Origin of the sequence: Bacillus sp. 95MFCvi2.1 (genome assembly GCF_000374965.1) — a bacterium.
In the GTDB taxonomy this organism is placed as follows: domain Bacteria; phylum Bacillota; class Bacilli; order Bacillales; family Bacillaceae_G; genus Bacillus_A; species Bacillus_A pseudomycoides.
In genome coordinates this window covers 111,408-132,491 of the sequence record NZ_KB895697.1, presented here as the reverse complement: position 1 = coordinate 132,491, position 21,084 = coordinate 111,408, and the positions used below count along the sequence as shown (strand labels likewise).

General features: G+C 34.0%; 26 protein-coding genes and 2 pseudogenes. 15 read left to right on the top strand and 13 right to left on the bottom strand.

Annotation, left to right across the window (positions count from 1 at the left end):
- Positions 1–30 precede the first annotated feature (30 nt).
- Positions 31–201, bottom strand: a complete 171-nt coding sequence (locus C568_RS34750) for a hypothetical protein (protein ID WP_018781817.1) — start codon at positions 199–201, stop codon at positions 31–33.
- Positions 202–437: 236 nt separating this feature from the next.
- On the opposite strand from C568_RS34750, the gene C568_RS0113440 reads away from it, so the two are divergent.
- Together C568_RS0113440 and hfq are read left to right on the top strand one after the other, a co-directional pair.
- Complete coding sequence (locus tag C568_RS0113440; protein ID WP_018781816.1) at positions 438–683, top strand: AbrB/MazE/SpoVT family DNA-binding domain-containing protein; 246 nt, start codon at positions 438–440, stop codon at positions 681–683.
- A gap of 238 nt (positions 684–921) precedes the next feature.
- Positions 922–1,110: an RNA chaperone Hfq gene (gene hfq, locus C568_RS0113430; RefSeq protein ID WP_006095232.1), complete on the top strand. Its 189-nt coding sequence runs from the start codon at positions 922–924 to the stop codon at positions 1,108–1,110.
- A 265-nt stretch (positions 1,111–1,375) separates the two neighbouring features.
- Here the strand turns inward: hfq and C568_RS0113425 are convergent, their stop codons facing one another.
- Both C568_RS0113425 and C568_RS35410 read right to left on the bottom strand, forming a co-directional pair.
- The gene (locus C568_RS0113425; protein WP_006095233.1) at positions 1,376–1,711 is read right to left on the bottom strand and encodes a hypothetical protein; all 336 of its coding nucleotides are present in this window, start codon (positions 1,709–1,711) and stop codon (positions 1,376–1,378) included.
- Between the two features lie 218 nt (positions 1,712–1,929).
- A pseudogene (locus C568_RS35410) lies at positions 1,930–2,127 on the bottom strand (methyltransferase domain-containing protein); the annotation flags it as partial.
- A gap of 511 nt (positions 2,128–2,638) precedes the next feature.
- Between C568_RS35410 and pdxR the strand changes: the two are divergent.
- From pdxR to C568_RS0113400, 4 genes are all read left to right on the top strand, one after another.
- Positions 2,639–4,081 (top strand): MocR-like pyridoxine biosynthesis transcription factor PdxR, encoded by a 1,443-nt coding sequence (gene pdxR / locus C568_RS0113415; RefSeq protein WP_006095235.1) that lies wholly within the window; start codon positions 2,639–2,641, stop codon positions 4,079–4,081.
- An 11-nt stretch (positions 4,082–4,092) separates the two neighbouring features.
- Positions 4,093–5,007, top strand: coding sequence for a D-alanine--D-alanine ligase (locus tag C568_RS0113410; protein WP_006095236.1), 915 nt, complete (start codon positions 4,093–4,095; stop codon positions 5,005–5,007).
- A gap of 314 nt (positions 5,008–5,321) precedes the next feature.
- Positions 5,322–6,536: an aspartate aminotransferase family protein gene (locus C568_RS0113405; RefSeq protein WP_003198781.1), complete on the top strand. Its 1,215-nt coding sequence runs from the start codon at positions 5,322–5,324 to the stop codon at positions 6,534–6,536.
- 132 nt (positions 6,537–6,668) lie between these two features.
- The gene (locus tag C568_RS0113400) at positions 6,669–7,076 is read left to right on the top strand and encodes an NUDIX hydrolase (protein ID WP_018781814.1); all 408 of its coding nucleotides are present in this window, start codon (positions 6,669–6,671) and stop codon (positions 7,074–7,076) included.
- A 54-nt stretch (positions 7,077–7,130) separates the two neighbouring features.
- On the opposite strand, the gene C568_RS34745 is transcribed toward C568_RS0113400, so the two are convergent.
- Entirely contained in the window at positions 7,131–7,505 is a 375-nt protein-coding gene (locus C568_RS34745; RefSeq protein WP_006095239.1) for an ArsR/SmtB family transcription factor, read from the bottom strand.
- A gap of 137 nt (positions 7,506–7,642) precedes the next feature.
- Here C568_RS34745 and C568_RS32920 point away from each other — a divergent pair, with 137 nt between their 5' ends.
- A complete protein-coding gene (locus C568_RS32920; protein ID WP_231398759.1) occupies positions 7,643–8,563 on the top strand; it encodes an MFS transporter in 921 nt (306 codons plus the stop codon).
- A gap of 81 nt (positions 8,564–8,644) precedes the next feature.
- On the opposite strand, the gene C568_RS0113385 is transcribed toward C568_RS32920, so the two are convergent.
- Together C568_RS0113385 and C568_RS0113380 are read right to left on the bottom strand one after the other, a co-directional pair.
- Complete coding sequence (locus C568_RS0113385) at positions 8,645–9,109, bottom strand: DMT family transporter (protein WP_018781811.1); 465 nt, start codon at positions 9,107–9,109, stop codon at positions 8,645–8,647.
- A gap of 14 nt (positions 9,110–9,123) precedes the next feature.
- Positions 9,124–9,546 (bottom strand): DMT family transporter, encoded by a 423-nt coding sequence (locus C568_RS0113380; RefSeq protein ID WP_003198769.1) that lies wholly within the window; start codon positions 9,544–9,546, stop codon positions 9,124–9,126.
- 128 nt (positions 9,547–9,674) lie between these two features.
- Between C568_RS0113380 and yeiL the strand changes: the two genes are divergently transcribed.
- The 4 genes from yeiL (at position 9,675) to C568_RS0113360 (ending at position 12,696) form a co-directional block, all read left to right on the top strand.
- The gene (yeiL, locus tag C568_RS0113375; RefSeq protein ID WP_018781810.1) at positions 9,675–10,367 is read left to right on the top strand and encodes a transcriptional regulator YeiL; all 693 of its coding nucleotides are present in this window, start codon (positions 9,675–9,677) and stop codon (positions 10,365–10,367) included.
- Between the two features lie 261 nt (positions 10,368–10,628).
- Positions 10,629–11,696, top strand: a complete 1,068-nt coding sequence (locus C568_RS0113370; protein WP_018781809.1) for a flavin-containing monooxygenase — start codon at positions 10,629–10,631, stop codon at positions 11,694–11,696.
- 327 nt (positions 11,697–12,023) lie between these two features.
- Entirely contained in the window at positions 12,024–12,272 is a 249-nt protein-coding gene (locus tag C568_RS0113365) for a hypothetical protein (protein WP_018781808.1), read from the top strand.
- Between the two features lie 58 nt (positions 12,273–12,330).
- Positions 12,331–12,696 carry a DUF4180 domain-containing protein gene (locus C568_RS0113360; RefSeq protein WP_003198761.1) on the top strand — a complete coding sequence of 122 codons (366 nt, stop codon included), beginning with the start codon at positions 12,331–12,333 and terminating at the stop codon, positions 12,694–12,696.
- A gap of 120 nt (positions 12,697–12,816) precedes the next feature.
- Here C568_RS0113360 and C568_RS0113355 read toward each other — a convergent pair whose 3' ends face one another.
- Together C568_RS0113355 and C568_RS0113350 are read right to left on the bottom strand one after the other, a co-directional pair.
- On the bottom strand, positions 12,817–13,854 hold the full coding sequence (locus C568_RS0113355; protein WP_018781807.1) for a serine hydrolase domain-containing protein: 1,038 nt from the start codon (positions 13,852–13,854) through the stop codon (positions 12,817–12,819).
- Between the two features lie 276 nt (positions 13,855–14,130).
- On the bottom strand, positions 14,131–15,111 hold the full coding sequence (locus tag C568_RS0113350; RefSeq protein WP_018781806.1) for a ketoacyl-ACP synthase III: 981 nt from the start codon (positions 15,109–15,111) through the stop codon (positions 14,131–14,133).
- Positions 15,112–15,255: 144 nt separating this feature from the next.
- Here C568_RS0113350 and C568_RS0113345 point away from each other — a divergent pair, with 144 nt between their 5' ends.
- On the top strand, positions 15,256–15,930 hold the full coding sequence (locus tag C568_RS0113345) for a VOC family protein (protein ID WP_029427272.1): 675 nt from the start codon (positions 15,256–15,258) through the stop codon (positions 15,928–15,930).
- A 20-nt stretch (positions 15,931–15,950) separates the two neighbouring features.
- On the opposite strand, the gene C568_RS30800 is transcribed toward C568_RS0113345, so the two are convergent.
- Positions 15,951–16,169: a hypothetical protein gene (locus C568_RS30800; protein ID WP_033794500.1), complete on the bottom strand. Its 219-nt coding sequence runs from the start codon at positions 16,167–16,169 to the stop codon at positions 15,951–15,953.
- A 113-nt stretch (positions 16,170–16,282) separates the two neighbouring features.
- Here C568_RS30800 and C568_RS0113335 point away from each other — a divergent pair, with 113 nt between their 5' ends.
- Positions 16,283–16,564 (top strand): hypothetical protein, encoded by a 282-nt coding sequence (locus C568_RS0113335; protein WP_006095249.1) that lies wholly within the window; start codon positions 16,283–16,285, stop codon positions 16,562–16,564.
- Positions 16,565–16,723: 159 nt separating this feature from the next.
- Here C568_RS0113335 and C568_RS0113330 read toward each other — a convergent pair whose 3' ends face one another.
- The 4 genes and pseudogenes from C568_RS0113330 to C568_RS0113315 form a co-directional block, all read right to left on the bottom strand.
- A complete protein-coding gene (locus C568_RS0113330) occupies positions 16,724–17,101 on the bottom strand; it encodes a hotdog domain-containing protein (protein WP_006095250.1) in 378 nt (125 codons plus the stop codon).
- A 143-nt stretch (positions 17,102–17,244) separates the two neighbouring features.
- A pseudogene (locus C568_RS34245) lies at positions 17,245–17,388 on the bottom strand (IS1595 family transposase); the annotation flags it as partial.
- A gap of 35 nt (positions 17,389–17,423) precedes the next feature.
- Positions 17,424–17,714 (bottom strand): DUF3784 domain-containing protein, encoded by a 291-nt coding sequence (locus tag C568_RS0113320; RefSeq protein ID WP_018781804.1) that lies wholly within the window; start codon positions 17,712–17,714, stop codon positions 17,424–17,426.
- Between the two features lie 174 nt (positions 17,715–17,888).
- Positions 17,889–18,761 carry a LysR family transcriptional regulator gene (locus C568_RS0113315; RefSeq protein ID WP_018781803.1) on the bottom strand — a complete coding sequence of 291 codons (873 nt, stop codon included), beginning with the start codon at positions 18,759–18,761 and terminating at the stop codon, positions 17,889–17,891.
- A 184-nt stretch (positions 18,762–18,945) separates the two neighbouring features.
- Between C568_RS0113315 and C568_RS0113310 the strand changes: the two genes are divergently transcribed.
- A complete protein-coding gene (locus tag C568_RS0113310; RefSeq protein ID WP_018781802.1) occupies positions 18,946–19,674 on the top strand; it encodes a (Fe-S)-binding protein in 729 nt (242 codons plus the stop codon).
- The gene (locus C568_RS0113305) at positions 19,671–21,083 is read left to right on the top strand and encodes a LutB/LldF family L-lactate oxidation iron-sulfur protein (protein WP_018781801.1); all 1,413 of its coding nucleotides are present in this window, start codon (positions 19,671–19,673) and stop codon (positions 21,081–21,083) included. Before C568_RS0113310 ends, C568_RS0113305 begins: the two co-directional genes overlap by 4 nt.
- Position 21,084 lies beyond the last annotated feature (1 nt).

The following is a 21,084-nucleotide window of genomic DNA, read 5'->3' as shown; positions in this document are numbered from 1 at the left end:
TTTTTAGCTTATTTTCGTGCCAAAAACTCTCTATTCGTCTTTGTCTAGATTTGTCGTTTCGTCTTGTGATAAATCTATTTTTATTCCGTTAGCTAACCTTTGAGCTGAATCCTGCATTTGCTCTTGGGACTTACTAGGAGTATTTAGAGCATCTGAAGGCATGTTGTTGACTTGAAGATTTACTAGATCTTTTTTATCCATGGTATATAGCTCCTTCTTTAATTTAAATTTAGATGTAATGTAATTATTAAGTAATTACTTGGATATTTTACATCTTAAGAACGATTTATATACAAGAGATATATTGAGAAATCACTTAACTATAGTGAGTCTTGTAAGTTTTCGGATCATTATGTTTTTCATGTATGGAGAAAGCTTGTTACAATAGTAAAGAATAACTTGGGTACACTTGATAATGAAATGGGGAAAGATGCTAGATGAAAACAACCGGAATGACTAGAAAAGTAGATCAATTAGGGCGTGTGGTAATCCCAAAGGAACTTAGAAATACGCTAGGTATTAAAGAAAAATCACCATTAGAAATCTTTATAAAAGGTGAAGACATTGTTTTACAGAAGTATCAGCCTGGTGGTGTTTGTGCAGTAACAGGAGAAGTATTAAATCGTAACATATCATTAGCAAATGACAAGATAACATTAAGTCCAGAGGGTGCAAAACTGTAAATAAAGGACTTAGAACAGTATCTTGTAAAATAATCGGCTCCTTTAAAGGGGATTTTTTAAAGTTCAATTATAATAATTTCACGTATCATAATTATTAATAAAAAATTAATACATAAAGCTAGGGGATTCTTTTTATCTCAACTGAAATGTACCTTTTGGGTAAATATATTGAGAAATACGTCTATGAAACAGCATTTCAATTCAAATATGATACGATTATAGAAAGGGAGGGAGCTATATGAAGGATTTACAAGAAGAAACATATGAATTATTAAAAGAGAAAAAAGAGGAAATCACTGTGTTTTTAAAGAGTGGCGTTCGGATACCTGGGCAGATTCTCGCAATGGATAAATTTACGATTCTAATGATGGTTCATGGTAAACAGCAACTCGTTTACAAACAAGCCATTTCAACAATTACTACATAATACATATTAGAATGATGTAACATTTTCTCAATATTATATATATCCGATATAATAAGTAATTCTCTTTATATTATTTCTATATATTAGTTGTTTCCTGATGCAGAATCCTTATGATAAGGGTTCTTTTTTTGTTCCATTTAGTTTGGATTTATTACAAAAAAAGACCTGATACCAAGTCTTTTTTATGCCAGGATTCCTTATTCAATCTTACTCATTTCTCTTATTCTTCATCCTTTGTTTTAGCTGATTTTCAAGAAGGGAACGTCTATTTAGAATTAGGATTATAATGAATAGTTCTATAAATACTATGATGAATATCAGGTAAGAGATCTTGATACATCTGAGGATCTATTTCTCCTTTATTTAGTGCAATATCTAATTGTGTTTTTTGTTCTATTGCAAAGTAATGGATTAACTTTGCTTCATCTATGCCTTTTTTAGATGCAAACTCAGCTAGAGTTATTCCTTGCTTCATTGCATTATTATATTCATTTGAACTTGAATTTAAAAATTTTAATAATGCTTGTTGATTTACTGTATATGTGAATACTTGTCCTTCTTTAGCGTAACTTACAGAAGTTTTAGCATTCCAAAATGTCATGAAGCAACAAAAACATAATATCCAACATATCTTTTTCATAAAAGCACCTTAGCTTTCTTTTATATGATTTGATAGTATAGCTTATCCTATTTTATAAAAATTACTTTATATGAGGACTCGCCACATGCCCATCAACTTAAGGAATGGGTTGTTCCCCAAAACGAAAAAAATGAGTTGAATTATTATACATAACTTTGGAAAGATAAAATCTTCGTTTTTTATTTCGAGTATTCAGAATTACAATTTTTACAACACATATTAGCTGAACTACTAAACCAAAAAATGAGACTCAAAGATACTACATCAAAAGATTCATTAGGGAATTGTAATTGCTCTGCATTCATTGGTAGAAGTGTAATAGGTTTTTTATGTGTTTTTGCTTTGTTTAACAAATCTTGTGAGAGATCAATTCTTGTAAGCTGGACATCAGAAGGTAGAAAACGAAAGTCTTATCTGGTTCCAACGCCAACAAATAAAAGATGCTGTTTTGATTTGAGAGGAAGAGGAGAAAACGATTTCTTCCTTGCATTTATTCCGCTATTCGTGGGCAGTAAGAATCCCAACTCAAACTTCAGCAAAAGCAAAGAAGTTAGGCGGGGGATCAACTGTCCGTAAAAGCCCGATTGGTGAGGGCTAGTAATCAGAGGGGGATGAAGAAAAACCCTCTGATTAAAGTTTCACTTTATAAATAATTTGTTTTGCATTCTGTAATCATGAATTACAGAACCAATTTTATCTATAACTTTAAATTTTGTGAGGTTGTAGGTTAATAAAAATAGGTGTAGATGTAAAATAAAGTCATGATATTTGTAAAAAAGCTGTATGAATGGTGTTTTAAACCATACCACTAGTGAAAGAAAATACACATGTGGTGGACCTTTTGAGATAGATGTAATTATGTAAAAATGTTAGTAAGGGGGCAAGGAAGTGTTTAATGATTTTAAGTTTGTAGACAATCGTCCGGTGTATATCCAATTGAAGGATCATTTGAAAAAAATGATTATGAAAGGTCAACTATTGGAGCATCAGAAGCTCCCATCTACCCGAGAATTAAGCAAATTATTATCGATTAGTAGAACTACTGTTCTCACTACTTATGCAGATTTAGAACAAGAAGGCCTAATCTATGCGATAAAGGGAAAAGGAAATTTTGTAGGGAAGGTCGATGCATCCCAAACACCATCTATTGAACTAAACTGGAAAGAAAAGCTCAATAAAGTTATCTTGCAAGCTGATGAATTGGATTTAATGAAGCACGGTGTTCGCTGGGAAAAGGGCATGATTTCATTCAATAGCATTGCCCCGGATGAAAAACTTTTTGATGTTGAAAATTTTAAAAGGGCTTTTTTGACGAGGTTATCCAATGAAGGGGATATCATTTTGAACTACGGATATGCCAAAGGTTATAGACCCCTAATTCATTACCTTCTTCATTATATGGAAATGAAAGGAGTAGACATTTCCAATAAAGATATTCTTATCACGAATGGCTTCACTGAGGGTCTGGATATTTTATTGTCTTCTTTAGCTAAAAAATCCGGGCGTATTATTTGTGAAAACCCTACCCATCATACTGCATTAAAGCTTTTTCGATTACATGGATATGAAATCCACGGGATGGAAATGAAGGATGATGGTATCGATATTTGTCAAGTTGAGAAAAGCTTGTCCGAAACAGATTTTGATTTTGCATATCTAATTCCGTCCTACCATAACCCTACCGGGATTGTCACCTCCTCTGAAAAAAGGTCTAAAATTATGAAACTTTTTTCAAAATATCAAATTCCAATTGTAGAGGATGGATTTAATGAGGAATTACGTTATTCAGGTTCACATTTAGCGCCGTTATTGACTTTTTCCGGACCCGGGAACAATGTTATCTATATTAGCAGTTTTTCAAAAGTTCTTTTTCCGGGCTTACGTGTTGGTTGGATTTTAGCGGATAAGAAATTAATCCACTACTTGGAAAGTATGAAAAGGGCACGAAATATTCATACGTCCACATTGGATCAGGCAGTACTTTATCAATATTTACATGATGGCTATTTCGAAAAATATTTAAAAAAGGCCAAGTCAATTTATAAGAAAAAATATGAACTAGCCCTTAATTCTTGTAATCAATACATCCCATTTAAAAGAATGACTGGAGATGGCGGACTTCATCTTTTTATAGAGTTAGAAAAAGGAATAAATGCACGTATACTTTTGAAAAAATGTTATCAAAAGGGAGTTGTTTTTTCTCCTGGAGATGTCTTTTACACGGATGGAAAGGGAAGTAATACGTTTCGATTAGGATTCTCTCGGTTAAGAGAGGAAGATATTCTCAATGGAATTAAGATAATTGGTGATACCTTAAAAAATGAAAATTAGGAGTTGGAAAAATGAGAGTTGGCGTTATTATGGGAGGCGTGTCTTCCGAAAAACAAGTGTCACTCATGACAGGGGAAGAAATGATTGCACATTTGGATAAGAGTAAGTATGAAGTAGTGCCTATTAAACTAAATGACAAAAAAGAGCTTGTTGAAAAGGTAAGAAATCTTGATATTGCATTGTTAGCACTTCATGGAGAATATGGGGAGGACGGTACGATTCAAGGTACACTAGAAACTCTCGGTGTTCCATATACCGGAAGTGTCATGCTATCAAGCGGTATTTGTATGGATAAAAATATGTCGAAAAAAATGATTCGTTATGAGGGCATTCAAACACCAGATTGGATTCATCTTTCAAATACGGAAGAGCTGCAGCTTGATGAAATAGATAAAATGGGATATCCGTTAGTAGTAAAACCAAATTCAGGTGGTTCCAGTGTAGGGGTAAAGATCGTATACGATAAGGATTCTTTACTTTCTTCTCTTGAGGATGTATTCAAATGGGATTCTGAAATAGTGATTGAAAAATATATAAAGGGCGAAGAAATTACATGTTCTATTTTGGACGGAAAGCTTTTACCAATCATTTCGATTCAACATACGGCTGAATTTTTTGATTATCATGCGAAATACGATGATATTGCTACGATTGAAGAGGTTGTGGAACTTCCGGCTACAACATATGAACGTGTTGTTGAAGCTGCAATGACCTGCTATAGAGCATTAAAATGCAGTGTTTATGCTAGGGTGGATATAATTATAAAAGATGGAATCCCGTATGTGATGGAAGTGAATACATTGCCGGGGATGACAAAAAATAGCTTGTTGCCTAAAAGTGCCCATGCGGCAGGAATCTCATATAGTAAGCTGTTAGATATGATTATAGAAACCTCATTACAAGTTAGAAAGAGCGAAGGTTTCTAATGGTGTATAAAATTAAAATATGATTTGAAATCTTAAAATTCTAACAAAAACACCATTTCTAGTTACTCAGTTCATTTAGGTCTATGTGAATACACAAAGCTTTTGATAGTTGTATGAACTAAAAAGTATTTCGTTTTTTCTATTATTCGCGAAATATATAAGATTTTTGAAAAGGGGAGTAAACAAAAATTCTATGCTCATATATTTTTTCTAACATGTAAATTGGATGACAGTGTAGTCAATTCAGAAGTTGTACCGAAATTTTGTGTTGGAAAATATAAAGATAATATGATTATACCTAGGGGGAATCATGCATGTCCGATTGGTCTCAATTAGATAAAGAATATGTAATGTCTACGTACCACCGCATACCGGTTACTATAGAAAAGGGTGAAGGTTGTAAGCTTTATGATGTGAATGGTAAAGAATATCTTGATTTATTCTCTGGTGTAGGAGTGAATATATTAGGCTACAATCATCCTAATATTATAAAAGCCACCTTTGAACAAGTTACAAGATGTTTACATCTTCCCTTTCATTTTTTAAACCCAGTTGCTATTGAATACGCCAAAAAATTAGTCAATTATTCTTTAAAAGATGGGAAAGTCTATTATACAACCTCTGGTGCGGAGGCTACCGAGGCAACCTTAAAACTAATCCACAAGTACAGACATATAACAAATCAAAAACGTGATGGAGTAATTGTACTTAAAGAAAGTTTTCATGGACGTACATTAGGTGCTCTTCACTTTACAAGACAAGAAAGTGTATATCAAAATTTTCCGCGTACGTCTATTCCTGTATATGAAGTGGAACGAGAGAATTTAGAGGAACTAGAAAGAACCATACTCAAGGAAAATCCAATTGCTATTATGCTAGAGCCAGTATTAGGAAGTGGTGGGATATATCCTTTGTCGGGTGAATATTTAAAAGGTGTTGAAGAGCTTTGCAGACAGTATAATGTGTTATTTATTGTTGACGAGGTGCAAAGTGGGATAGGGAGAACTGGAAAATTGTTTGCTTATCAGCATTTTGATATTACGCCTGATATTATTCAATTTGGTAAAGGAGCGGGAGGCGGTACACCTTTAGGGGGAATAATAGTAGGTCCACGACTTTATGATATATTCTCACCAGGTGATCACGGAACAACATTCGCACATTCACCAATTGGTACGGCTTTAGGATTAACTGTATTAAAAACATTAATGGATGATGGTTTAATGCAACAGTCTTATGAAACGTCCTTATATTTAAATGAAAAACTTCAAAAAATCCAGAAGGAAAACTCCTCTTTTATCGAAGAAGTACGTCATTGTGGAATGATGTTTGGAATCAGTATTCACGACACGAATGAAAATGTAAACAAACTACAATTAGAATTACTAAATAAAGGCATGCTTGTAGACGTTACAAAGGGAAATACAATTCGTTTACTTCCCCCTTATATTATTACAAAAGAAGAAATCGATGAATTTATTCATCAGTTTATTTCCTGTATCGAAAAATCATTCGCATTGACAAGCTGATTGTAGTAAATACTTATTCTCTCTTCTATTTACTATTGTGGCGTTAGAATAAAGTCGTACTGTTATATCCCTTTAGCTATAGTTAAAGGATATTTATTTTTTGATGAAAGGCATTGAAAGGAAGTTGTTCCTATGAGTAATCCAAAACATTATGTTTCAGCGGGTGTAGTCGTTTTAAACGATGAGGGGAAGATCCTATTAATTCATAGCCCGCGTAGAGGGTGGGAGCAACCAGGAGGGCAAGTTGAAGAAGGGGAATCTATTCAAGACGCTGCTATAAGAGAAGTAAAAGAAGAAACTGGGATTGATATTTGCGTGACAAAGTTCTGTGGTATATATCAAAATCTAAGTTCAGGTGTTTGTGCGACTTGTTGGCTAGCAAAACCGATCGGGGGTAAGTTAGAAACAAGTAGTGAGAGTTTAGAAGTCGGATTCTTTACGGTTGAAGAGGCTTTACAGATGGTTACGTGGTCAAATTTTAAAGAGAGAATTGTAAAAAGTTTAGATGAAAAAGAGCAACCTTTTTTTGTGGTGTTTTAATAGATAATATAGGGTAATCAAAAATAGAGAAAGTATAGCTTTCTCTATTTTTGATTAACGTTTTATATGATTTAAAAAGGTAATTGTTTTTTCAACCGTAGTTTTATTAATCGAATAATACTTTGTTTTACCTTCTTTTCTCACATGAAGGAGATCGCCGCTTTCTAGTACAGCTAGGTGCCGAGATACAGTGCTTTGGTGTAATCCAGTTTCATTAATAATTTCTTGGGCAAATAATTCTTTATGATTAGCAAGCACCGTTAATATCGTTAAGCGTGCTTGATCCCCTAAAGCGGTAACAGTAGGGGTGATTTCGTCTATAGTTAAAAGAGTATTGGGTGTAGTATTTTGTTGTGGAGATGTTGACTTTGGTTCAAATAAAATATACAGTATCTCATCAACTTTAAAAAGAGATAAGAAGTTTCCCATATGCAATGTTGGAATAAAAGTAATGTTTTTGGAAGAACGAATTGTTTCAATCCAAGAACTGTCAGGATATAATCCGTATTCCTTTTATTCTGTCTCTTGTCTTCTGCTATTACTTCGATGTTTTAACCTACACGTATATGATCATCATAAGTTTTTTTATTCAGTGTTGCGGTTGTTTTTTTAATCCAGCACACCGGGCGCTATTACCAATTATAACCCCTATAGAACAGCGGAATATGACGAATAGTTTATATGATTCCGTAACGAGAGGGATAACTGTATTCAGTCCGTTTCTCTCCATATTGTTAATGAAGACAGTAGGTGTCATTCACTTTTTTACGATTGATGCAATTACATATTTCATAAGCGCACTTTTTCTTTTTAAGCTGAATGTAACAGGGGATGTGGTGGGTGCTAAAAAGAAACAGGTAAAAGAAGTATTTCTCTCATTACGTGAATTTTGGCTTTGGATGAAATCTAATAAACAAATTACATTTTTATTTCTCCTTACATTTACAATGGTTTTTATGAATACATGGGTTTGGAAAGTTGGATTATTATTATCATTGGGAGAGTTCACAAAAGAGAGTAAAGAAATTTATAGTGTCATTCAAGGGTTCTTTGGATGCGTAGTAATCATTACAAATATGATGATCCCCTTCATATGGAAAAACTTGAATTTAACTATTTATACAATCGCGTCTATTATCTGGGGTGTTGGGATCTTTTTGCTTGGATTTACATTTAATATTTCATTTTACTTTGTTGGAGTATGTATAGTCGGGATTGGTCTACCGTTAGCGGGACTAACGAGGGTATACATATTACAAAAACTCGTTCCGAAAGATATGTTAGGGCGAGGGTTCAGTTTTAATGCAGTTTTGCTTTACTTAGCAGATACAATATCTCTCTTTGTATTTGGAATTCTGTCTATATTTATTTCTCTAAATGTTATGTTTATTATGTGCGGAATTGGAATGATAATAATGTCAATTGCATTGAAATTCCTTGTCTTTAGAAGACACTCTGTGAAAGAAGAGGAAAAGTTAATGTGTTGAAATTGGAGGAGTTCTTATAAAAAAGGAATAAATCCAATGTAAGCGTGCGGATGTATTCCTTTTCTATTTTTTAAAATGTTGTTAGAGCTGCACTCGACTATTTTTCACAGGTTCGTACGTCTTATCAAGTATTAAGTTATAAGTTAGTCCAAGTAATACTAAAAAGCCTCCGATTATTTTACCGATAGATACATCATTTGATGTGAAGAAATCAATTATAACTCCCATAAATAATTGCCCCACAAAAATCAATAAAGTTAAATAGAAAGATGATATTTTAGGAGTAATATAGTTTGATAATACAATTACAATAACACCAACTAAACCTCCTAAATATACTACAAATGGTATGGAGTGCAATGTCGTAGCTGATACGTGAAGAGATTCATTGCTAAAGAGTAAAAATAAAAAAGAAAAAAACAATCCCGTAATATAATTAACAAATGTTCCTTGGAAAATTCCAATCTTTGCTGCTAAGTTAGCATTAATAATTCTTGCAACTACAATGGAAATTCCGGCTAAAATTGCAATGCAAATATATAACATAGTTCCATCCTCCATTAAAAAATAGTCATTACAACAATTCCCGAAGAAATCAGAAGTAATCCAAACATTTTTTTCTTTTCAAATTTCACGACCTTCATACCTAATAAGCCGAAATGATCGATAATAATAGATGAAACAGATTGCCCAAGTAAACTTAAAGCGATTGTAATAGAGACACCGAGTGCTGTGAAGCTTATATTACTAAATAGTACGGTGAAAACACCGATAGCTCCTGCACTATAAAGATAAAGCGGTATCCCTTTTTGCATGTGAAGTTTGGATTTGCTAACGAGTAAAACAATGACAATGGCAACTAATCCAACGATATGAATCATCACACTAGATGTATAGTTACCTGTCATTTCAGATAAGATACCATTTAAAGGAATCATAATGGCGATGAAAGCACCTATAATAATTGAGAGTAAATTATACAATGACGTTCCCCCTTTATAAATTTACATGTAATGTATCATGATTAAATTGTGAGCTACTATGACATATGTCATAGTGAAAGGAAGAAATTTTCTTTATAATTAAAATGAGTTACAAAGGTGGGGGATGTATGAAGAAAATATGTAATTCTCATAAGTTAGATGATTATGTGCAAAAGAATAAAATTGCATCATTTTTTAGCAATGATATGAAATCATATATGGAACTATTACTCTTTAAAAAGAATGAGCATATTTGTAAGGAGAATGAAGATATTCACTATCTGTATTTCTTTGTTGAAGGAAAAGCGAAGGCTTATAACACATTAAGTAATGGGAAATCTGTATTATTATGTTTTTATGATAGCTTGCAAATATTGGGAGATGTTGAATTAATCCACTCGCAAAAAACAGCTTCAAATGTACAAGTGATGGTAGACTCTTATTGCATTGGAATCCCTTTAGAAAAGGTGAGAGAACGATTGCTTCAGGATGCAACCTTTTTAAGGTGTATCTGTGGTTCTTTGTCTCATAAGTTAAATAGATTGTCAAAAAACAGTACGATTAATTTACTGTATCCTCTTGAGAATAGGTTAGCAAGTTACATTCTTGCGACTGGAGAAAGACTTATTCATAATGAACAAAGAATTATATTTAATGGGAATTTAACTGAGACATCGGAATTGCTAGGAGCAAGCTACAGGCATTTATTAAGAACATTAAATACTCTTTGTGATAAAAGTGTAATTAGAAAGAATAATGGGTACTTTGAAGTGACAAACATCGGCCTTTTAAAAGAGCTTGCGGCAGATGTTTATAAATAAAGAGAATGTAAAAGTATATGTCTAGTGGTATTTCAATAAGAAAGTAAATTATTAAATTGTTACTTATATCGAATTTAAAAGCACACTATTGATGATAAAAAGTTTCTTATCATCAATAGTGTGCTTTTTAGGTTTATAGGTTGAGTAGAAAGAAGAATTGTTTTCCTTGATTTGTAAAAAAGAAAACTATAATATTAAATCAAACATATGAACATATGAACAATTATTCATATGTTTTTGTAATAAAAAGGAGGAGGAAATATGTTAGATGTAATTATAGTAGGAGCTGGTCAAGCAGGTTTAGCTATGGGATATTACTTACAGCAAGGAAACTATAACTTTGTTTTATTGGATGGAGGGAAGAGGATTGGTGATTCATGGAGAAAGCGGTACGATTCTTTACAATTGTTTACACCAAGGGATTATTGTGCATTGCCAGGTATGAGGTTAAATGGAAATCAAAATGAATTTCCTAGTAAAGATGAAATTGCAAATTATTTAGAAGCTTATGCGAAACGTTTTTCCATACCGGTGAGGTTAAATATCAATGTTTCCAAAATAAGAAAGAAGAGACATGCGTTTGAGGTTTTTACTCCTAACGAAATGCTACAATCTAAACGAGTTATTATCGCATCAGGTGCTTTTCAGAGGCCTTACATTCCTTCTATTTCACAAAACCTTTCCAATGATACCTTTCAAATTCATTCTTCACAATACCAATCACCAATACAAATTCCAGAGGGATCAGTCCTTGTAGTAGGAGGGGGGAATTCCGGTACACAAATTGCAGTAGAATTAGCGAAATCTCGTGATGTTACGATTGCTGTAAGTCATCCGCTTTCTTTTTTACCACTAAAAATAATGAGAAGGAGTATTTTTGCTTGGCTGGAAACAATAGGACTATTATATGCTGGAATCAACACATGGCGGGGAAGATGGTTTCAGAAGCAGAAAGATCCTATATTTGGTTATGAATGTAGAGAGCTTATTCGTAATGGAGCAATAGCATTGAAGCCGAAGGTCGTAAATGCATTGCAGAATAAAGTAGTGTTTTCAGATGATAGCGCATGCAATGTTCAGAATGTAGTATGGTCTACAGGATTCATACCGAATTATCAGTGGATTGAAGTAGAAGCTGCAATGAATCAAGCAGGATCAGCAGTTCATACAAGAGGTGTTAGCGGGGTGCAAGGGTTATACTATATTGGTTTACCTTGGCAACATCAAAGAGGATCAGCACTGCTTTGTGGTGTGGGCCGAGATGCAGAATTTTTATTTTCAGTTATTCAAAAAGAAGATTCAATGTTTAATACAAGAATAAAAAAATAGACCGGTAGCAATTCCTACCGATCAACAATATGTACATGAATTAGGAGAGGTCAAACTTTTATTAAATTCATTATAACGTATTCTGATAATTTAGAAAACTATAAAGTGATCTTTATATGTTGAGAAAGTTTTTTTGTGCTGCAATATATGGAGAATTAAGAATATCGCATGTGAAATATGTAGTATAGGTTTTATTTTCAAGGATAATAATACCAATTTTCGTGTTATTTAGAGATAGATTTTGGTAAAGTTATAATATGGATATTAATTTATATAAAATTGTTTTTATTTCTATAGTATGTCTATTAATAGAGAGAGGGATATAGTATGAAATTTGATGATCAACGTTTACTCGGAATGAGATTAGGTTCTTTACTTGTAACAGAAGAGAATCGATATTTAGTCATAAAGAAAAAAGAACATTATTCCTTATTAAATATTGAAACGTTAGAGTGTACACCTCTTGAAGTATCATTGGAGCATCTTGAAGAAATGCTTCACGAGGATCTTCAAGAAAGTATAAAGGAAATCATCGCTCCTGAGCATCTAAAGATTGTAGCTAAAAATATTATATAAAGTAAAAAAAGAAGAATGATAATTTGATGAAAAATGTAATGTTAGGTGGGGGATATAGGTGAAAATACGCATTCATGAAAAAGATAATTCTAAAATTGCAATTATAGAAAGTTCTGAAATCGTAATAAGGGATGTGCAAGGAGCATTAGACTTGATGGCATCCGTCAATTTTTCCTATGATTGTCAAAAAATATTGATTAACAAAGTAAATATTACAGAGGAATTTTTTAACTTAAGAACTGGCCTAGCGGGTGAAATATTACAAAAATATATGAACTACCGCATAAAATTAGCTATTGTTGGGGATTTCAATGTATACAATAGTAAAAGTCTTGCGGATTTTATATATGAATGTAATAAGGGAAAAGCTGTATTTTTTTTAAAAGATGAGGAATCCGCTTTAAGTGCTCTTCACTGTGTGTAGTTTCGGATATATAATTTTTTGTACTTAACTCTATAAAAACTTTTCTGTATATTCTTGTCAGAACTAAAAAAAAGCTAGCCTTTCGCTAGCTTTTTTAATGATAGCCCTTACTAAAGCTTTCTATAGTTCTAATAAGTTAATAATTTCTCCAATAATCCCTTCATTTTGGTGAACACCTAGGTCTGAATTTGTCATAATGATAGCACCGGTGCCTTTATGTGGATATGCAACAATCATGCATTGAAATCCAACGCCCCAGCCAAGTGAAGAAATTTGTATTTCTTGATCTGATTTATCAAGAAATACACCTAATCCGGTCCATTTTGAGCAACCTTGTGTGGAAATCATTTCTTTCATTATTTTTGATGATAGTCCGAGTTTACTATTGCCTTGCAAAGAATGGCTGATTTCCATTACTAGAGCAGCTAAATCTGTTGGGGTTGACCAAATTCCTGCAGCAGCTGAATAGGGATAGAACGGATACTTTCCATCTACTACATGTCCGTTCTTATTGTGACCACATGCAAAGTGATCATTTGTGATCTCTTGTTTAGGAGATTCTAGTGTACTGTTATTCATAATTAAAGGTCCAAATATTAACTCTTGTAATAATAGATTAAAAGATTTTCCGGTAACGTCTTCTATCAGTTGTTCTATTATACAAAATCCAGCGTCTGAATAGTGAAACTTGCTTTCAGGCTCATATTGAACTTCGATAGGGACTGGGCAATAGGATGTTTTACCTTGAAGGATCTGTAAAATCGCAGGTTTTCCTTGGATGGGGTGATATATATCAAAACTTTCATCCGGATCAATAATTCCTGATTGATGACTTAATAGATTTCGTAAGGTAACTTTTTTATCATAAGTGAATTTATTTTCAGGAACTTTCCAGGATATAAGACGGTTATTTACATTTTCATCTAAGTCCAGTATTCCTTGATCCGCTAATTTCAATACGAGCATCGCTGTGAGGAATTTACTTATAGAACAAGCGTTGAAAATAGAATTCACGTTAACTTTTCTAACCGTCCTCAATTCAAGTGCGCCAAAGCCTTCAGCATGTTCTAATTCTCCATTACGAATAATAGCTAGGCTTAGTCCAGCTACCGGATATTGATTCATTTTTTCATATATATCTAGCGTTTTGAGTTCCATATGATTATTCTCCTTTTTCAATGTTACATTCACTATATAATAAACGAAATGTTAAATAAAGGAATATAATGCGATGTATCGTATTTAACTAGATTGGGAGCGGAATGTTAAAAGTAAGATATAAAGAGAGAGAGAATAGTTAGCTTTTTCGTTAGATCAAAGACGAAATCAATGCATTAATTTCACCACAAATGTAATGACCCAATAAAGAGTTGAGAGATACATAAATGATTTGTAAGGCTGATGTGATAAAACATCAGCCTTTATGTTACGTACTTATATATTCCATCTTAAAATTAGTCCTGCATGTACAAGACCTCCACCGAATCCATACAAAAGTAAAGTGTCACCATTATTGATTTTTCCATCTCTTAACCCAACACCAAGTGCTAATGGGATAGAAGCAGCAGAGGTGTTTCCGCAATATTGTAGACTCATGAGTGTGCGATCAAGAGAAATACCTGTTCGTTCACAAATGGATTCAATCATCCTCAAATTGACACTATGTGGAATGAACCAATCAATATTTGATATATTTAAATGATTTTTTTCTAGTAATTCTTGTACGCCTTGTGGGACTGTATTTACAGCCCATTTGTAAACAGCTCTTCCGTTTTGAACGAGGTAAGGTGTGTCTTGTAATTGAGTTCCATTCATTGTTTTGGATAAGGCAGTTTGATATAAGTTGATTCCGCCAGAACCTTTAGATCCCATATGAGTTCCTAAAAAACTAGGGTTGTTTTCATCATATTCTACAAGGGCTGCACCAGCGCCATCTCCGAAAAGTATACAAGTAGTACGGTCGCTATAATCTGTGATTTTTGAAAGAGTTTCCGCACCGATAACTAGTATCTTTTTGTTTGTCCCGGAAGTAATAAGGCCGTTGGCAACAATTAGTCCATACACGAACCCAGCGCAAGCTGCACTAATATCAATTGCGCCTGTATGAGGTATTTCAAAATGAGCCTGAACTTGACTTGCTGTATTTGGGAACATGTAATCAGGTGTAGCAGTTGCGACAATAATTAAATCAACGTCATCAATAGAAACGTGGAATCGGTCGATTAAATTTTGAACAGCTCGAATACATAAAGTTGTAGAAAATTCATCGGAGGAAGTAATTCTTCGCTCATGCATACCGGTTCGCTGCACAATCCATTCATCTGTCGTTTCAACAAGATTCGATAAATCTTCATTTGATAGAACTTTCTCGGGTACATAAGTCCCGACAGCTGTAATTCGTGCTTTTGAATTCATAAAAATCCTCCCTCGTTTTATCACTAAGTTATAATACCTGGTTCTGATTATAAATAAAAATTCTTATTAATTCAATTATTTGTAAAAATAAGTCATTAATTATATGATCTGAATATGGAACTGGACTAGAAGGGAGAGTTTTTGATATTGATAAGTAGGGTTACTTTATACAGTAACGCATTAGAAGAAATGAAAGATTTCTATTTAAATAAATTAGATTTTCAGTTATTACATAGTAGTGAAATGAGTTTTAGCATCCAAGTGGGAGAGAGTGAATTAGAATTTCGAAAAAATAATTTGAATAGCAAGCCTTTTTATCATTTTGCTTTCAATATACCGTCCAATCAGTTTTCTGAAGCAAAAGAATGGGCAAAAAAGAAGGTCGTTTTAAATGTAGAAGATGGAGAGGATGAAGTATATTTTTCACGCTCAAATGCACATTCGTTCTATTTTATGGATCCTGCAGGGAATATTGTAGAGTTTATCTCCAGGCATACTACATCTCCAGAAAGTAATGAACCTTTTTCTGTTCATTCCATATTAAATGTGAGTGAAATGAGTATGACGACAGATCAAGTTCTCGCAGTAGGGAACCAATTGATAGAATATGGGATTTCAGTAAGAGACGGAGAAGCGTTAAGTGATGGTTTTCATTTTATGGGAGAAAACGGAGTCTACTTATTATTAGGGCCATCAGGGCGTCGGTGTTTTTTCTCAGCGTTAGATGCAGAGGTTCATCCGTTACTAATAGAAATTGATAGCGAAAAACAGATTGAGATAAATAGACAAGGAGAATGTAATATATCCATTAAGAAGTAAAGGGATCCAGATAAATGCCCTCATTTGTTTAAGATGAGGGCAGTAGTATTATGGTGTTTTTGAGGGAGTCTTGTATCGAAATATGTATAAAGTCCATCCTGCCATAATGAGCGGGATGATAACTGTTTTATTTTCGATTTGTTTTTTTGGAAAATGAACCAGCCAATCATATCGAATAGTAAAGTCAATACAATGCAAAGGACGACAAATTGCAATGAAAATTTGAGGTAACGAATCATAGTGGATGTCCTCCTTCATATCAATGTAATAACTATATATGAAATTCATTTCATGGTAAAATTTTGATATTGAACATTGGTGCGAAATACATAGATTGTAAGGAGAGGAGAATATGGAATTTTGGATTGTAATACCATTTATTGTTTTTGGAGCCATTTATATTGGAGAAAAATTAAAGCAAATGGAAAAAAGAACGGATGCTAGACTAAAGCGTATGGAAACTAGATTAGAATTAATAACAAAACAAATGGGAATTAGAGAGGTAGAGCCCGAAATTAATAATGAACTGCGGCAGCTTGTGAAAGATGGAAAAACAATTACAGCAGTTAAGAAAGCGCGCGAAGCATTTGGGTATTCATTGCTGGAAGCGAAAAAATATGTGGATTCTTTATAACAATATAAATAGATCCATATCTTAATATGGATTATACTGAATGGAAAGCAGAAAAAAGATAAGCAAATTTGCTTATCTTTTTTCTTTTTCGCTCTGTTAAATTTTAATGTTGCTAATCAGATTCTAATGCTCCAGTTAATTGAAGAAGGTAGAAAGAATTCACAGTATTACACCTGAAAAGTTGCCTTTTAATACTACTTTTTCATTCTGGTTTTTACATGAAAAGGATGCGATAATAGCTGTTCTATGATTTTCTTGCCTTTCGTATTTTTCAATTTTAGCTTCACAAATTATTGTATCCCCAGTAAATACAGGTCTTAAAAACTCAAAATTCATAGTACGAGCCAGTACGTTATTATCTCCACCTATTTTCGTTGGTAGAGTTGCCGTTAGTAACCCTTGAGTTACAAGTCTTCCCTGTTCATCTGGGGTTATATGGTGAATCCCTTCATCACCTGAAACCTCTGTAAATAATTCAACATCTTTTACTGTAAAAGTTCGTTCAAACGTAATTATATCTCCGACTTTTAAAGACATATAAATCTCCTCCCTGAAGTTTAAATACTGCTATGGTCAGGTTTAATCTGAATATTGTAACAATACCGAGCGGTGTTCAACCATTCCGACTGTTAGTTTAATAAGGACTACATATTGAATTTTGATAAGCGTAAACCGTCATACGTTTTTCTCATTTCATTGATTAGACGACCACCAACAGAGGATGTAGGTTCAACAGAGTGTTTCTCTCATTGAAAAGCTTGCTCTTTTTTCGTTTGAGATAGTTTGTCCATATGCTTTAATAAGTTATTAAATGCTTTGTTCACCATTTCCCCTTAACAGAGCCCTCTTTTTAGAAGGATTAGTGAACCATTCTTGTGTTCACATAAGCTGCTAATACAACATGTCCAACGATAATAATAGGAACAATAATTTGTATGTTGGGCGTAGTGAAGACGCTACCAATTGCCGCAATAACACCAGCTGCTAAGTTATAAAGCCCAACCATGTTTGCTAGTTTTTGCTTATCTTGTACACGCTTTTCGTTAAATCCAGATAAGAGCCAAGTATACTGTTTTACTCCTAAAAAGTAAGATAATGCGAAAGAAATTATAGCGATGATACATAATGATGGAGAAGCGAATAGGGCCATGATTACACCTCCGAAATCATTCTTATCCCGCATTAACAGGCAGTAACACTCCCACCTCAAAATTCAGCGGAAGCGAAGAAGTTAGGTGGGAGATGAACTGTCCGTAAAAGCCCGATTGGTTCAACTAATAATCAGTGGGGGATGGAGAAAACCCCCACTGATTAAAGTTTCACTTTATGTGCATTCTATAAATGGTCTAGCACTGTTAGAGAGTTTCCGATCTTTCAACCATATTATTGATGATTCAGATTGGAATGGGAAATCTATTAAATCTACTATTCTGATAAATTCTTGGGGGATATAAGATACAGCACTTTTAGGTAGAATCGAGGCTCCGATCCCAGCCATGATGAGCATAAGTACAAATGCAGAGTCGGGACATTCACATGCTATATTTAATTTTATACCATGACGACTGCATTCATCAATGACGAGCTGATGGTAACTGTCTTCTTTATCTTTATGTAAAAGTAAGAGGGGGATATGATCTAGTTTAGTTATGGAGATTGGAAGATTTGAATGATGAAGCTCCCATTTTGCAGGCATGACTAATACGAATGGCTCCTTTGATACACAAATACTAGAAAAAGCCTTCTTATTAAAAGGGGTACGTAAGACAGCGAATTCAATATTCCGATTTTCTAATTGCTCTATTAAGTATAAAGGACCACCTTCCCATATTTTTAAGTTTACATTTGGATAGTTCTCTTGAAAATAGCGGATTTTTTCAGATAAAAAAGGAATGCACGAGTGAAATGCGCCAATAGACAGATTTCCTCGTAATCCTTCACCGGTATCTTTAATCTCTGTAATTGTTTCCTCTAATTGTTGGATAATACTTTTTGCTTTCCTATATAATATTTTACCTTCTTCAGTTAAATGCATATTTCGACCGTTTCTTTCAAAGAGGCTTACTGATAATTCTTGTTCTAGTAACGATAGTTGTCTACTTAGAGGTGGCTGTGCCATATGAAGTCGATGAGCAGCACGGGTAAGCTGTCTTTCTTCGGCGATTACAATAAAGTAACGAAGTTGTCTTATATCCATTTCCAATCCTCTTTCTATACCTTTTTTATATACAAAAACAACCTTATAAATAGTTTTTATATAATACGTCACATGATATCATAAATAAAACAAATTAAATATAGAAAATTCTAAAGATTAAAAATATTTTCTGGTAGATTAATAACTTGAAAGTAGATTGTATCGTTCTGAGGAGGGAATATTTATGAAAGTTTCGTTATTCATTACATGTTTATCCGATGTGTTTTTTCCTCAAGTAGGTAAGAGTGTTGTGGAAATTATGGAGCAATGTGAAGTAGAAATAGATTTTCCTGAAGGACAAACTTGCTGCGGGCAACCTGCCTGCAATAGTGGATATCAAAAAGAAGCTAAAGCGGCAGCGAAACAAATGATAAAAGCATTTGAGCATAGTGAATATATTGTGACCCCTTCAGGATCTTGTGCTAGCATGATTCATCATTATTATAAAGAAATGTTTAAAGATGATAGTGAATGGTATGAAAAAGCAGTTCGTTTAGTGGATAGGACGTATGAGCTGACGGATTTTTTAATGAATGTACTCGGAACAAGTAATTTAAAATCTAAGCTAGCTGAGACAGCCGTTTTTCATCAATCGTGTCATATGAGTCGCGGACTTGGGATAAAAGATGAACCACTTAAGTTACTATCACAAGTAGAAGACCTAGACGTAAAAGAATTACCATATTGCCAAGATTGCTGCGGTTTTGGTGGTACTTTTGCAGTGAAAATGAGCCCGATTTCTGAAACAATGGTTGATGAAAAGATAAAACATATTGAGGCAGCAGAAGCCAATCTCTTAATCGGGGCAGATATGGGATGTCTTATGAATATTGGAGGGCGGCTACGCAGAAAAAATAAAGACATTCAAGTGTTACATATAGCAGAAGTACTGGCGAAGGAGCTGAACAAATGAGTGTAGTGGGAGAACTAGAATTTTTGGAAAGAGTAGATAAAGCCATACACGATTCGCAGATGAGAAGTGCGGTTCCATTTACACAAGATAGGCTTCGGATGGGACGGGAACAAGCTACACATGAATTAGGAAATCTTGAGGAATGGCGTGAGGCAGCATCTGAAATTCGGACGCATACAATTGAAAATTTAGATAGTTATTTGGAACAATTAGCTACAAATGTTCGGGAAAATGGGGGGCATGTCCATTTTGCTTTCAAAGCAGAAGATGCCGTATTGTATGTTTCTGAAATCGTGAGAAAAAAAGGAGCAAAAACAATTATTAAATCGAAGTCCATGGTTTCGGAAGAAATACATCTCAATAAAAACTTAGAAGAAATGGGGGTAAAAGTGGTAGAGTCCGATCTCGGAGAGTATATCATTCAATTAGCGGGAGAAGCTCCATCACATTTAATTGCTCCAGCTATTCATAAGACGAAGGAACAAGTAGCAGAGCTTTTTTCTAAGGAGGCTGGAAGGGAAATACCAGTTGATACAAATCAATTACTACAATTTGCTCGGGAGCAATTGCGTAAAGAATTTTTAGAGGCTGATATTGGTATCTCAGGTTGTAATTTTGCTGTGGCAGAATCTGGATCCGTTGTTCTAATAAGTAATGAAGGAAATGCTCGTCTTACCACTACATTGCCAAAAGTTCATATTGCTATTATGGGAATGGAGCGCCTTGTTCCGACATGGCAAGATCTTGATGTTGTCGTTTCGATGTTAACTAGAAGTGCTACCGGTCAAAAAATTACATCCTATGTAACGGGAATGAATGGGCCTCGCTTACCTGAAGATATGGATGGACCTGAAGAATTTCATTTAATCATTTTAGATAATGGTCGTTCTAATATTTTAGGAACCGCTTATCAAGAAGTGTTGAAGTGTATTCGGTGCGGAGCGTGTGTGAATGTTTGTCCTGTATATCGTAATATTGGAGGACATGCGTATGGAAGTACTTATAGCGGACCAATTGGTGCGGTACTAGCTCCTTTATTAGAAGGGTATGTGGAATTAAAAGAATTGCCTTTTGCATCAAGTTTGTGCGGCGCATGTACAGATGTTTGCCCGGTGAAAATTCCATTACATGACCTTCTCATTGAGCATCGTAAAGATGAGGTGGAACAAGGATTTGTAACGAAATTTGAGCAACTGGCCTTTAAAGGTTTTTCGTTTATGGCGAGTCATCCTTTTGTTTACGAGAAAGCCGTTAAAATGGCTCGCACTGGTTTATCGATATTTGCAAAAGATGGTTATATTGCGAATGGCCCTGGTCCATTAAAAGGGTGGACAGAAAGCAGAGATTTTCCAAAACCTGCGAAACAATCATTCCGAGATTGGTGGGAAAAAGAAAAGAGGGATTCATAAC